The following is a 12,881-nucleotide window of genomic DNA, read 5'->3' as shown; positions in this document are numbered from 1 at the left end:
GCCCTATTGAGAGTCCCCCTCGCGATGACGCCTCTAGATACCAAGCGCCCGCTGCAGCTCAATGATCAGGGCCAGCTGCGCCACTTCCTCTCGCTCGATGGCCTGCGCCGCGAGTTGCTGACGGAAATCCTCGACACTGCCGACTCGTTCCTCGAAGTCGGTGCCCGGGCGGTGAAGAAAGTCCCGTTGCTGCGCGGCAAGACCGTGTGCAACGTGTTCTTCGAAAACTCCACGCGCACCCGCACCACTTTCGAACTGGCAGCCCAGCGGCTGTCGGCGGACGTGATCACCCTGAACGTGTCGACCTCGTCGGCGAGCAAGGGTGAAACGCTGCTCGACACCCTGCGCAACCTCGAAGCCATGGCCGCCGACATGTTTGTCGTGCGCCACGGTGATTCCGGCGCCGCGCACTTCATCGCTGAGCATGTCTGCCCACAAGTGGCGATCATCAACGGCGGCGACGGCCGTCACGCCCACCCGACGCAGGGCATGCTCGACATGCTCACCATCCGTCGGCACAAGGGCGGTTTCGAAAACCTCTCGGTGGCGATCGTCGGCGACATCCTGCACTCACGGGTGGCGCGCTCGAACATGCTCGCGCTGAAAACCCTCGGCTGCCCGGACATCCGCGTGATTGCGCCGAAGACCCTGCTGCCGATCGGCATCGAGCAATACGGCGTGAAGGTGTACACCGACATGACCGAAGGCCTGAAAGACGTCGACGTGGTGATCATGCTGCGCCTGCAGCGTGAACGCATGACCGGCGGCCTGCTGCCGAGCGAAGGCGAGTTCTACCGACTGTTCGGCCTGACCACCGCGCGTCTGGCCGGGGCCAAACCGGATTGCATCGTCATGCACCCGGGGCCGATCAACCGCGGTGTGGAGATCGAGTCAGCGGTGGCCGACGGCCCGCACTCGGTGATCCTCAATCAGGTGACCTACGGCATCGCGATTCGTATGGCCGTGTTGTCCATGGCCATGAGCGGACAAACCGCGCAGCGTCAATTCGAGCAGGAGAACGCCCAGTGAAGCTCAGCATTCTCGGCGCACGCGTCATCGATCCAAGCAGCGGCCTGGATCAAATCACCGACATTCACGTTGAAGCCTGCAAGATCGTCGCCCTCGGCGCGGCCCCGGCGGGTTTCACGGCAGTGGAAACCATCGACGCCCAAGGCCTTGTCGCCGCTCCGGGCCTCGTCGACCTCAACGTCGCCCTGCGCGAGCCGGGCTATAGCCGCAAAGGCTCGATCGTCAGCGAGACCCGCGCAGCGGCCGCCGGCGGTGTGACCAGCCTGTGCTGCCCGCCGAAAACCAAACCGGTGCTCGACACCTCCGCCGTGGCCGAGCTGATCCTCGACCGTGCCCGCGAGGCCGGCAACACCAAGGTGTTCCCGATTGGCGCACTGAGCAAAGGTCTGGACGGCGAGCAACTGGCTGAATTGGTCGCCCTGCGCGATGCTGGTTGTGTGGCGTTCGGCAACGGCCTCGAAAGCTTCCGCAACACCCGCACCTTGTGCCGGGCGCTGGAATACGCGGCGACGTTCGACCTGACGGTGATTTTCAACTCGCAGGATCATGATCTCGCCGAGGGCGGTCTGGCCCACGAAGGCGCGGTTGCGAGCTTCCTCGGCCTGCCGGGGATTCCGGAAACCGCTGAGACCGTGGCCTTGGCCCGGGATCTGTTGCTGGTCGAGCAGACTGGCGTGCGTGCGCACTTCAGCCAGTTGACCAGCGCGCGCGGCGTGGCCCTGATCGCGCAGGCTCAGGCCCGTGGTTTGAAGGTAACGGCTGATGTCGCGCTGTATCAGCTGATTTTGACCGACGAAGCGCTGATCGACTTCAGCAGCCTGTATCACGTGCAACCGCCGCTGCGTACACGTGCGGATCGCGATGGTCTGCGTGAAGCGGTGAAGTCCGGCGTGGTTTCGGCGATTTCCAGCCATCACCAGCCGCACGAACGCGACGCCAAACTGGCACCGTTCGGCGCAACCGAGCCGGGCATCAGCAGTGTTGAACTGTTGCTGCCGCTGGCGATGACGCTGGTGGAGGATGGGTTGCTGGATCTGCCGACCTTGCTGGCGCGTTTGAGCGCTGGCCCGGCTGAAGCGCTGCGTCTGCCGGCCGGCAAACTGGCGGTAGGTGGTGCGGCGGATATCGTGTTGTTTGATCCGCAGACTTCGACCGTGGCCGGTGAAAACTGGTTGTCGAAGGGTGAGAACTGCCCGTTCATTGGGCACACTTTGCCGGGTGTGGTTCGCTATACGCTGGTGGATGGGCGGATCAGTCACCAGGCTTGATACCGGGTTGCCCCCAATCGCTGGCAAGCCAGCTCCCACAAGGTCTTGCGCTATCTTTGGGTTAGCGCAAAAACCTGTGGGAGCTGGCTTGCCAGCGATGGCTTACTGGAAGGCGCCTCTGCCTTCGGCGTTGCGTACGGACACCTGATCATTCAGCGTCCAGAAGTCATACAGCACCCCCAGAAAGAACAACCCGCCCGTCAGCAGATAGATCAGTCCGCTGATCCACTTGCCCTGATACATCCGGTGCACACCCAATGCTCCTAGGAACGTCAGCAGAATCCACGCCACGTTGTATTCGATCGGCCCGGCGGTAAAACGCAGATCCGCCTCGCGATCCATCGCCGGGATCAGGAACAGGTCGATCAGCCAGCCAATACCGAGCAAACCGAAGGTGAAGAACCAGATCGTCCCGGTCACCGGCTTGCCGTAATAGAAGCGGTGAGCACCCGTAAAACCGAAAATCCACAGCAGATAACCGATGATTTTGCTGTGCGTATCTTGCTGCTGAACGAATTGTTGATAGGGGTTCATGAAGACCTCGATTCACACGATAGATAAATATTCTTGAATTCTTTGTGACTTTTTTACAGGTAGCCGACGTACGGCAAATGTTACCGTTGCTACCGTCAAAGCCTTATAGCACCGGACTTCTGTCCGACAATTGCGTCCATTTGCCGCTTATTTGGTTCCGTTGGCCGCCAACTGAATCGACCAACGGACTCGGAATGAAAAAAACTCTGTTATAAAGTTGCGCGCTATCACTAAAGAGCCACGCCTAATGCGACCATTTTTCAAGACATGGCTAACCATTTGCCTATTAATGCCACTGGCCGCCCACGCCACCAATCGTGAGCAACGTCTTCCCAACGTTAACGGCTTCACCCCTAAATCCCATGCTTCGGCTCCTTCGAGCAAGAGCAGCAAAAGCAAAACCACCACGCTGAGCAGCAAGAGCCACAGCAAGCTGGTGCCACCAATGGCGAGCAAGGAAAGCAGCAATGTGCTGAGCCGTGCGGTGAACGTCCTCGGTACACCTTATCGTTGGGGCGGCAGCAGCCCAAGTAAAGGTTTTGATTGCAGCGGCTTGGTGAAATACGCGTTCAACGACGCCACCTTCGACCTGCCACGCACCTCGAACGCCATGGCCAGCGGCCACGGCGAGAAAGTCGAGCGCAAGGATCTGAAGCCGGGCGACCTGATTTTCTTCAACATCAAGAGCCGTCGGGTCAATCACGTTGCCATCTACCTGGGCAACGATCGCTTTATCCACGCACCGCGTCGTGGCAAAGCGGTGAGCATCGATACGTTGAACAAGCCTTACTGGGAAAAGCATTACGTCGTGGCCAAGCGAGTGTTGCCGAAAGAGCAAAGCCAGATGCGCGTGGTTCAGCGCTGAGTCTTCGAAGCAAGATCAAAAGATCGCAGCCTTCGGCAGCTCCTACATCGGGATCAGCGTTTCCCTGTAGGAGCTGCCGAAGGCTGCGATCTTTTGCTTCTGGTCTCAGAAATTATCAGGCGTACGCGCCTTCTCCCGCGCATGCTCGCGGCTGATCAAGCCTTTGGTCACCAGTTCCTTCAGGCACATGTCGAGTGTCTGCATGCCCAACGACCCACCTGTTTGAATCGCCGAATACATCTGCGCCACCTTGTCTTCACGGATCAGGTTACGGATCGCCGATGTCCCCAGCATGATCTCGTGTGCCGCCACCCGCCCGCCGCCGATCTTCTTGATCAACGTCTGCGAGACAACCGCTAGCAGCGACTCGGAAAGCATCGAGCGCACCATCGACTTCTCGTCTCCGGGAAATACATCAACCACGCGGTCAATGGTTTTCGCGGCAGACGTGGTGTGCAAGGTGCCGAATACCAGGTGTCCAGTCTCGGCTGCGGTCAGCGCCAGGCGAATGGTTTCCAGATCACGCATCTCGCCGACCAGAATCACATCCGGATCCTCACGTAGCGCTGAACGCAAAGCCGTGGCGAAACTGCGGGTGTCGCGATGGACTTCACGCTGATTGATCAGGCATTTGCGCGATTCGTGGACGAACTCGATCGGGTCCTCAATGGTAAGGATGTGGTGATGCCGGTGGGTGTTGAGGTAATCGATCATCGCCGCCAGCGTGGTCGACTTGCCCGAGCCTGTCGGCCCGGTCACCAGCACCAGCCCGCGCGGTGCATCGGTGATCTTGCGGAAGACATCGCCCATGGCCAAGTCTTCCATGCTCAGCACTTTCGACGGGATCGTACGGAATACGGCGCCGGCGCCACGATTCTGGTTGAAGGCGTTGACCCGAAAGCGCGCCACGCCCGGCACTTCGAAAGAAAAGTCGGTTTCCAGATGTTTCTCGAAGTCGACCCGCTGGGTGTCGTTCATGATGTCGTAGATCAGATCGTGCACTTGTTTGTGATCGAGTGCCGGCAGATTGATCCGCCGCACATCGCCATCGACACGGATCATGGGCGGCAGGCCGGCCGACAGGTGCAGGTCGGACGCGCCTTGTTTGGCGCTGAAGGCCAGCAGTTCAGTGATATCCATAGCGCTCCTCAATTCCAGTAGAATGCCGCGAACCTTCAGACCGCCGGCGCCTCTTGATGTCCACGATAGCAGACAACATTTCCCACGTTGGTTCGCGCATCCAGACCGCGACCCAAGCCGCACATCGTCCTGAAAACAGCGTCCAGTTGCTCGCCGTGAGCAAAACCAAACCCGCCGAAGCGCTGCGCGAGGCGTATGCCGCCGGCCTGCGCGACTTTGGCGAGAACTACCTGCAGGAAGCCTTGGGCAAACAGCTCGAACTGGCTGACCTGCCCTTGATCTGGCACTTCATCGGCCCCATTCAATCGAACAAGACTCGCGCCATCGCCGAGCATTTCGACTGGGTGCATTCCGTGGATCGCCTGAAAATCGCTCAACGCCTGTCCGAACAGCGCCCGGCCGAACTGCCGCCGCTGAATATCTGCATTCAGGTCAACGTCAGCGGTGAAGCGAGCAAATCCGGCTGCACCCCGACCGACCTGCCGGCATTGGCCGCTGCCATCAGCGCCCTGCCCCGATTGAAACTGCGCGGCTTGATGGCGATTCCCGAGCCAACCGACGACCGCGCCGAGCAAGACGCGGCCTTCGCCGCCGTGCAGAAATTGCAGGCGAGCCTCGATCTGCCGCTCGACACACTTTCCATGGGCATGAGCCACGACCTTGAGTCGGCCATCGCCCAAGGCGCCACCTGGGTGCGTATCGGTACGGCCCTGTTTGGCGCCCGCGACTATTCCCAGTCTTGAACGATTCCAGATAAGGACCACACATGAGCAACACACGTATTGCGTTTATCGGTGCGGGCAACATGGCGGCCAGTCTGATTGGCGGCCTGCGCGCCAAAGGGCTGGAAGCGGCGCACATCCGCGCCAGTGATCCGGGCGAAGAAACCCGCGCCAAGGTCAGTGCCGAACACGGCATCGAAACTTTCGCCGACAACGCCCAGGCCATCGACGGCGTCGATGTGATCGTGCTGGCGGTCAAGCCGCAGGCGATGAAAGCCGTGTGCGAGGCCATTCGCCCAAGCCTGAAACCCAATCAATTGGTGGTGTCGATTGCTGCCGGTATCACCTGCGCCAGCATGACCGCGTGGCTCGGCGAGCAGCCGATCGTGCGCTGCATGCCGAATACCCCGGCGCTGCTGCGTCAGGGCGTCAGCGGCTTGTACGCCACCAGCGAAGTGACCGCCGAGCAACGCCAGCAAGCCGAAGAGCTGCTGTCCGCCGTCGGCATCGCCTTGTGGCTGAAGGAAGAACAGCAACTGGACGCCGTCACCGCCGTGTCCGGTTCCGGCCCTGCCTACTTCTTCCTGCTGATCGAAGCCATGACCGCCGCCGGCGTCAAACTCGGCCTGCCGAAAGACGTCGCAGAACAACTGACCCTGCAAACGGCGCTGGGCGCAGCGCACATGGCGGTTTCCAGCGATGTCGACGCCGCCGAACTGCGCCGTCGCGTGACCTCGCCAAACGGCACCACGGAAGCTGCAATCAAATCATTCCAGGCCAATGGCTTTGAAGCCCTGGTCGAAACCGCACTCGGCGCCGCCGCGCACCGCTCGGCCGAAATGGCCGAACAACTGGGCAAATAAGGAGCCTTACATGATTGGATTGAACACCGCAGCGGTTTACGTGCTGCAAACCCTCGGCAGTCTGTACCTGCTGATCGTGCTGCTGCGCTTCGTGCTGCAACTGGTGCGGGCGAACTTCTACAACCCGCTGTGCCAGTTCATCGTCAAAGCGACCCAGCCACTGCTCAAACCACTGCGCCGGATCATTCCGAGCCTGTTCGGTCTGGACATGTCGTCGCTGGTGCTGGCGATTCTGGTGCAACTGGCACTGATGGCGCTGACCCTGCTGCTGACTTACGGCACCACCGGCAACCCGCTGCAACTGTTTATCTGGTCGATCATCGGCGTGACCGCGCTGTTCCTGAAGATCTTCTTCTTCGCCCTGATCATCAGCGTGATCCTGTCGTGGGTTGCGCCGGGCAGCCACAATCCGGGTGCTGAGCTGGTCAACCAGATCTGCGAGCCGGCGCTGGCGCCGTTCCGCAAGTTCCTGCCGAATCTTGGCGGTCTGGACCTGTCGCCGATTTTCGCCTTCCTCGCGCTGAAGCTGATCGACATGCTGGTGATCAACAATCTGGCGGCAATGACGATGATGCCGGAAATCCTGCGCTTGCTGATGTGAGCTGGTTCCGTTGGGACGGTGACGACCTGATCCTCGAGTGTCACCTGCAACCGGCAGCCCGTAGCGATGATTTCGCCGGGCTGCACGGTGATCGGCTGAAAATTCGCCTGACTGCGCCGCCGGTTGAGGGCAAGGCCAATGCGTATCTGCTGGGTTTTCTGGCCAAGGCGTTCGGGGTGTCCAAGAGCCAGGTCAGTTTGCTCAGTGGTGAGCTGAACCGGCAAAAGCGGGTGAGGATTTGTTCGCCGAAGAAGTTGCCGGATTTGCCGGGGTTGGTTGGGCGCTTGTCTTGAGTTTGGCGGCGTCTGTGCCCCTCACCCCAGCCCTCTCCCCCTGGAGAGGGAGCCGATTTGGGTGGTTTTCAAGACCTGAGTTCAACTCGATAGATCAGGTCGGCGTAGCTCAAAAGAACACCTCGGTCAGTCCCCTCTACCTCTGGGAGAGGGTTAGGGTGAGGGCTGCTTGCCGCTAACCCCCCCGGTCTTTAGACTTACGCCTCATTTCAACGAGAGCAGGGTCGATGCCAACTGCCTTTCCCCCCGATTCTGTTGGTCTGGTGACGCCGCAAACCGCGCACTTCAGCGATCCGCTGGCCTTGGCCTGCGGCCGTTCGCTGGCCGCCTATGACCTGATCTACGAAACCTACGGCACGCTGAACGCGCAAGCGAGCAACGCCGTGCTGATTTGCCACGCCTTGTCCGGCCATCATCACGCAGCCGGCTACCACAGCGTCGACGACCGCAAACCCGGTTGGTGGGACAGCTGCATCGGCCCCGGCAAACCGATCGACACCAACAAGTTCTTCGTGGTCAGCCTGAACAACCTCGGCGGCTGCAACGGCTCCACCGGCCCGAGCAGCATCAACCCGGAGACCGGCAAACCGTTCGGTGCCGACTTCCCGGTACTCACCGTGGAAGACTGGGTGCACAGCCAGGCGCGTCTGGCCGACCTGCTCGGCATCCGCCAGTTCGCCGCAGTGATCGGTGGCAGCCTCGGCGGCATGCAGGCGCTGCAATGGACCATCACTTACCCGGATCGCGTGCGTCACTGTCTGGCCATCGCCTCGGCTCCGAAATTGTCGGCGCAGAACATCGCCTTCAACGAAGTCGCGCGCCAGGCGATCCTCACTGACCCGGAATTCCACGGCGGTTCGTTCCAGGAAGCGGGCGTGATTCCCAAACGCGGGCTGATGCTGGCGCGCATGGTCGGGCACATCACCTACCTGTCCGACGATTCGATGGGCGAGAAATTCGGCCGTGGCCTGAAGAGCGAGAAGCTCAACTACGACTTCCACAGCGTCGAGTTCCAGGTCGAAAGCTACCTGCGCTATCAGGGCGAAGAGTTCTCCGGTCGTTTCGACGCCAACACCTATCTGTTGATGACCAAGGCGCTGGATTACTTCGATCCGGCGGCGAACTTCGACGATAACCTGGCAAAAACCTTTGAAAACGCCACGGCCAAGTTCTGCGTGATGTCGTTCACCACCGACTGGCGCTTCTCCCCGGCCCGCTCGCGGGAATTGGTGGATGCGCTGATGGCTGCACGCAAAGACGTCAGCTACCTGGAAATCGACGCACCGCAGGGCCACGACGCCTTCCTGATTCCGATCCCTCGCTACTTGCAGGCGTTCGGCAATTACATGAACCGCATCACGTTGTGAGAAAGCCATGAGAGCTGATCTGGAAATCATCCAGGAATGGATCCCCGCTGGCAGCCGCGTCCTCGACCTCGGTTGTGGTGACGGCGAGCTGCTGACCTGGCTGCGCGACAACAAGAACGTCACCGGTTACGGCCTGGAAAACGACGCCGACAACATTGCCGAATGCGTGGCCAAAGGCATCAACGTCATCGAGCAGGATCTGGACAAGGGGCTGGGCAATTTCGCCAGCAACAGTTTCGATATCGTCGTCATGACCCAGGCCCTGCAAGCGGTGCACTACCCGGACAAGATCCTCGACGAAATGCTCCGCGTCGGCCGCCAGTGCATTATCACTTTCCCCAACTTCGGCCACTGGCGCTGCCGCTGGTACCTGGCGAGCAAGGGCCGCATGCCGGTTTCCGAGTTCCTGCCGTACACCTGGTACAACACGCCGAACATTCACTTCTGCACCTTCGAAGACTTTGAAGAACTTTGCCGCGAACGTGATGCGAAGGTCATTGATCGGCTTGCCGTGGATCAACAGCACCGTCACGGGTGGGCCAGTAAGCTATGGCCTAATCTGTTAGGTGAGATCGGTATCTACCGCGTCAGCAGCCCGCAGCTTGCAGACCACAAAGTCGCGGTCTGAATCCCGTCATTTCGAGGAGCACGATCATGGGTCGTTTAGCGTTGTTGTTATTGACTGCCTGCCTGAGCGCCAGCGCCCTGGCGGCCGACGTCATCAAGGGTGAACGCAAGGAAACCTTTGGCGACGTGACGGTGCACTACAACACTTTCAACTCGACGTTTCTGACGCCGGACATCGCCAAGGCTGCGGAACTGGTGCGCAGCAAGAATCAGGGTGTGATCAATGTCTCGGTGATCAAGGACGGCAAACCGCTGATCGCCAATGTCACCGGCACGGTCAAAGACCTGACCAGCAACAGCGTGCCGCTGAAATTCCGCCAGATCACCGAACAGGGCGCGATCTACTACATCGCCCAGTACCCGGTGGAGCAGCAGGAAACCCGCACTTTTGAAATCAAGGTGCAGAACGGCGACAAGATCAACACCATCAATTTCAACCAAGAACTCTTTCCCGGCGAATGATGAACATCAAGCAGCTCGTACTGGCCAGCCATAACGCCGGCAAACTCAAAGAACTTCAGGCCATGCTCGGCGACTCGGTGCAACTGCGCTCGATTGGCGAGTGGAGCAAGGTCGAGCCGGAAGAAACCGGCCTGTCGTTCGTTGAGAACGCGATTCTCAAGGCGCGCAACGCCGCACGTATTTCCGGGCTGCCGGCGCTGGCCGACGATTCCGGTCTGGCGGTGGATTTCCTTGGCGGAGCACCGGGCATCTATTCGGCGCGCTATGCCGACGGCCAGGGCGATGCAGCAAACAACGCCAAATTGCTCGATGCGCTGAAAGATGTGCCGGAAGCCGAGCGCGGCGCGCAGTTTGTTTGCGTGCTGGCGCTGGTGCGTCATGCTGACGATCCGTTGCCGATCCTCTGCGAAGGCTTGTGGCACGGACGCATTCTGACCGCTGCCAGCGGCGAACACGGTTTCGGCTACGACCCGCTGTTCTGGGTGCCGGAGCGTGACCTGTCCAGCGCCGAACTGAGCCCGGCCGACAAGAACCAGATCAGCCACCGCGCCCGTGCAATGGATCTGCTGCGCCAGCGTCTGGGCTTGAAATGACCGTTGATTCTTCTGCGTCGTCGCTGATTGTCGGCGGCGCCGCTTCTTCGCCTCGGGCGCCGCTGCCAATGCTGCCGCCCTTGGCGCTGTACATCCACATCCCGTGGTGTGTGCGCAAATGCCCGTATTGTGATTTCAACTCGCACACTGCCAGCCCGGTGTTGCCGGAGCAGGAATACGTTGATGCGCTGCTGGCCGATCTCGATCAGGATCTGCACGCCGTGTACGGTCGTGAAATCAGTTCTATCTTCTTTGGTGGCGGCACGCCGAGCCTGTTCAGCGCCGAAGCCCTCGGGCGGCTGCTGGAAGGCGTCGAACAGCGGATTCCGTTTGCCCACGACATCGAAATCACTCTGGAAGCCAACCCCGGGACCTTCGAGCAAGAGAAGTTCGTCGCGTACCGCAAGCTGGGGATCAATCGCCTGTCGATCGGCATCCAGAGCTTCCAGCAGGAAAAGCTCAAGGCGCTGGGGCGGATTCACAACGGTGACGAAGCGGTACGCGCGGCCGGTATGGCGCGGCAGGCCGGGTTCGATAACTTCAACCTCGACTTGATGCACGGTTTACCCGATCAGTCGTTGGACGATGCCCTCAGCGATCTGCGCCAGGCCATCGCGCTGAATCCAACGCACATTTCCTGGTATCAGCTGACGCTGGAGCCGAACACGGTGTTCTGGAACCAGCCGCCGGTGCTGCCGGAAGATGACACGCTGTGGGACATTCAAGAGGCCGGGCAAGCGCTGCTGGCGGAACACGGTTATGCGCAATACGAAGTGTCGGCTTATGCCCAGGCGGGTCGGCCAGCGCGGCACAACCTCAATTACTGGAGTTTCGGCGACTTCATCGGCATCGGCGCGGGTGCGCATGGCAAGCTCAGCCATCCGGACGGGCGCATCGTGCGTACCTGGAAAACCCGTTTGCCGAAGGACTATCTCAACCCGGCAAAAAGCTTTCAGGCCGGCGAGAAAGCGCTGACCAACGACGAGATGCCGTTCGAGTTTCTGATGAACGCTTTGCGCCTGACCGCAGGCGTCGAATCGCGCCTGTATCCGGAGCGTACCGGGCTGTCGCTGGAAAGCCTCGCCGAAGGCCGGGCGGCGGCAGAACAAAGCGGTCTGTTGCAGGTCGAACCGTCACGTCTGGCGGCCACCGAGCGCGGACAGCTGTTCCTCAACGACTTGCTGCAACAATTTCTGAACTGACTTCAGTCCCAAGGGAAAACGCATGGATTTGATACTCGACCTGCTCGCCACCGTCTCCCGCTGGAGCCGCAGCAACCTTTCGGAAATCGCCCTGGCGCTGGTCGGCTGCCTGCTGGTGCTGTTCGGCGCCGACTTCAAAGGCTGGGTCGAGCAACGCCTGGGCAGCATCGCCGGTGCCTTGCGCGTGCCGCTGATGGCGCTGCTTTGCGTGATCGGCAGCGGCGCAGCATTGATCTACGCCACGCCGTGGGTGATCAAGGGCTTGAGCCAGTTCAACAACTACAGCCTGGCGCCGGTGTTGTTGGTGGTCCTCGTGCTCATCGGCGTAGTCGCCGACCGCCGCTGATTCCGCAATCACCCCAAAACAACTGTGGGAGCGAGCCTGCTCGCGAAGGCGTCTTAACATCCAACAACATCGTTGATTGTCAGACCGCTTTCGCGAGCAGGCTCGCTCCCACTATTGGGCCTTGGTTCAATGATTCTTCGATAAGTGGCTCTGCGCCTGAAGGATCGCCTTGAGGCCAACGGAATCCTTGCAGCCCAGCGCTATCGCTTTATCGAAGTGTTCGATATTGCCGCTGTCGCGCATATCGCTGCCGTTCACACGAGTCAACGCGAGTATGTAGTAGGCCTCAGCCCGAAACTGGTCTTCGGACAATACCAAGCCAGCTGCGCGGGCTCGCATCGCGGCCAGCGGCCCGACCTTGCCGGCAGGCGCCCCGTTTTCTTCGAAACACAGCGAACGTTTGGCCTGCAACGGATAGTCGTCAGCATGCGTATCAGGCTTGAGCAGCAACTGCTCGAGAGACTGCAAGAATTTCAAATGATCAGGATTTTGCGCATCAAATCGTTCATACGCTTTGTCGCACAAATGGTAATAGCCCACCGCAGCCGCTAACAATCCATCATCCATGGCCTGCTGATAAAGACCACAGGTCTGTAAGCGCGTCTGCTCGGAAAACATCGGGTTGTCCTGCAGGCTGGCCAAAAAATAGGTGGCCAGCGTGTGCCCGCCGTCCGACGCATGCTTGAGGTTGTCCACAAGAGCCTCGAGATCACCTTCGGCAACGCGCAATTGTTCAGGGGTGTATTGCACGCTTTCCCCGGCGTCCTCACGCTTGATCCGGTCATTCGCGTCGCGCTCGATCTTTGCCGCCGTTCTCTGCGCACTCGCGAAGTATTCCTCGGGACTGACTACCCGTTCGCACGCTGCGCAACAAATGAGCCCCAGAACCAGCGTGCAGGCAAAAATGGCTTTCAAGATTTGTCTTCCTTTACAAATGGGGGCCTCGAGCTTTCGGCGGATCATAGCCAA

The 12,881-nt window shown here is 60.2% G+C and carries 16 protein-coding genes; 13 read left to right on the top strand and 3 right to left on the bottom strand.

Annotated features, from left to right (window positions below; genetic code table 11):
• Window positions 1-24: 24 nt before the first annotated feature.
• Both QZR14_RS14820 and QZR14_RS14815 read left to right on the top strand, forming a co-directional pair.
• Window positions 25-1,029: an aspartate carbamoyltransferase catalytic subunit gene (locus QZR14_RS14820; protein WP_007913665.1), complete on the top strand. Its 1,005-nt coding sequence runs from the start codon at window positions 25-27 to the stop codon at window positions 1,027-1,029.
• Window positions 1,026-2,297, top strand: a complete 1,272-nt coding sequence (locus QZR14_RS14815) for a dihydroorotase (RefSeq protein WP_311996961.1) — start codon at window positions 1,026-1,028, stop codon at window positions 2,295-2,297. The genes QZR14_RS14820 and QZR14_RS14815 overlap by 4 nt, the downstream gene beginning before the upstream one ends.
• A 102-nt stretch (window positions 2,298-2,399) precedes the next feature.
• On the opposite strand, the gene QZR14_RS14810 is transcribed toward QZR14_RS14815, so the two are convergent.
• Entirely contained in the window at window positions 2,400-2,831 is a 432-nt protein-coding gene (locus QZR14_RS14810; RefSeq protein ID WP_007913651.1) for an NINE protein, read from the bottom strand.
• 247 nt (window positions 2,832-3,078) lie between these two features.
• Here QZR14_RS14810 and QZR14_RS14805 point away from each other — a divergent pair, with 247 nt between their 5' ends.
• A complete protein-coding gene (locus QZR14_RS14805) occupies window positions 3,079-3,696 on the top strand; it encodes a C40 family peptidase (protein ID WP_250605816.1) in 618 nt (205 codons plus the stop codon).
• 105 nt (window positions 3,697-3,801) lie between these two features.
• Here the strand turns inward: QZR14_RS14805 and QZR14_RS14800 are convergent, their stop codons facing one another.
• On the bottom strand, window positions 3,802-4,836 hold the full coding sequence (locus QZR14_RS14800) for a type IV pilus twitching motility protein PilT (RefSeq protein WP_311996960.1): 1,035 nt from the start codon (window positions 4,834-4,836) through the stop codon (window positions 3,802-3,804).
• A 56-nt stretch (window positions 4,837-4,892) separates the two neighbouring features.
• On the opposite strand from QZR14_RS14800, the gene QZR14_RS14795 reads away from it, so the two are divergent.
• From QZR14_RS14795 to QZR14_RS14750, 10 genes are all read left to right on the top strand, one after another.
• Window positions 4,893-5,579 (top strand): YggS family pyridoxal phosphate-dependent enzyme, encoded by a 687-nt coding sequence (locus tag QZR14_RS14795; RefSeq protein WP_311996959.1) that lies wholly within the window; start codon window positions 4,893-4,895, stop codon window positions 5,577-5,579.
• 23 nt (window positions 5,580-5,602) lie between these two features.
• A complete protein-coding gene (proC, locus tag QZR14_RS14790; RefSeq protein WP_311996958.1) occupies window positions 5,603-6,421 on the top strand; it encodes a pyrroline-5-carboxylate reductase in 819 nt (272 codons plus the stop codon).
• Window positions 6,422-6,431: 10 nt separating this feature from the next.
• Window positions 6,432-7,022: a YggT family protein gene (locus QZR14_RS14785; protein WP_250605812.1), complete on the top strand. Its 591-nt coding sequence runs from the start codon at window positions 6,432-6,434 to the stop codon at window positions 7,020-7,022.
• The gene (locus QZR14_RS14780) at window positions 7,019-7,315 is read left to right on the top strand and encodes a DUF167 domain-containing protein (RefSeq protein WP_311996957.1); all 297 of its coding nucleotides are present in this window, start codon (window positions 7,019-7,021) and stop codon (window positions 7,313-7,315) included. Before QZR14_RS14785 ends, QZR14_RS14780 begins: the two co-directional genes overlap by 4 nt.
• 227 nt (window positions 7,316-7,542) lie before the next feature.
• Window positions 7,543-8,682 (top strand): homoserine O-succinyltransferase MetX, encoded by a 1,140-nt coding sequence (gene metX, locus QZR14_RS14775; RefSeq protein WP_250605811.1) that lies wholly within the window; start codon window positions 7,543-7,545, stop codon window positions 8,680-8,682.
• A gap of 7 nt (window positions 8,683-8,689) precedes the next feature.
• Window positions 8,690-9,310 (top strand): methionine biosynthesis protein MetW, encoded by a 621-nt coding sequence (metW, locus tag QZR14_RS14770; RefSeq protein ID WP_008083798.1) that lies wholly within the window; start codon window positions 8,690-8,692, stop codon window positions 9,308-9,310.
• 26 nt (window positions 9,311-9,336) lie between these two features.
• Window positions 9,337-9,771 (top strand): DUF4426 domain-containing protein, encoded by a 435-nt coding sequence (locus QZR14_RS14765; RefSeq protein WP_250605810.1) that lies wholly within the window; start codon window positions 9,337-9,339, stop codon window positions 9,769-9,771.
• Window positions 9,768-10,364 (top strand): RdgB/HAM1 family non-canonical purine NTP pyrophosphatase, encoded by a 597-nt coding sequence (gene rdgB, locus QZR14_RS14760; protein ID WP_250605809.1) that lies wholly within the window; start codon window positions 9,768-9,770, stop codon window positions 10,362-10,364. The genes QZR14_RS14765 and rdgB overlap by 4 nt, the downstream gene beginning before the upstream one ends.
• Window positions 10,365-10,432: 68 nt before the next feature.
• Window positions 10,433-11,566 (top strand): radical SAM family heme chaperone HemW, encoded by a 1,134-nt coding sequence (hemW, locus tag QZR14_RS14755; protein WP_250605907.1) that lies wholly within the window; start codon window positions 10,433-10,435, stop codon window positions 11,564-11,566.
• Window positions 11,567-11,588: 22 nt separating this feature from the next.
• Window positions 11,589-11,912, top strand: a complete 324-nt coding sequence (locus QZR14_RS14750; RefSeq protein ID WP_007913629.1) for a DUF3392 domain-containing protein — start codon at window positions 11,589-11,591, stop codon at window positions 11,910-11,912.
• A gap of 126 nt (window positions 11,913-12,038) precedes the next feature.
• Here the strand turns inward: QZR14_RS14750 and QZR14_RS14745 are convergent, their stop codons facing one another.
• Complete coding sequence (locus QZR14_RS14745) at window positions 12,039-12,827, bottom strand: hypothetical protein (protein ID WP_311996956.1); 789 nt, start codon at window positions 12,825-12,827, stop codon at window positions 12,039-12,041.
• Window positions 12,828-12,881 lie beyond the last annotated feature (54 nt).

Source organism: Pseudomonas sp. rhizo66, assembly GCF_031931925.1.
Taxonomy (GTDB): Bacteria; Pseudomonadota; Gammaproteobacteria; order Pseudomonadales; family Pseudomonadaceae; genus Aquipseudomonas.
The sequence above is the reverse complement of the archived record's forward strand: the minus strand, read 5'-3'. Positions and strand labels throughout refer to the sequence as shown.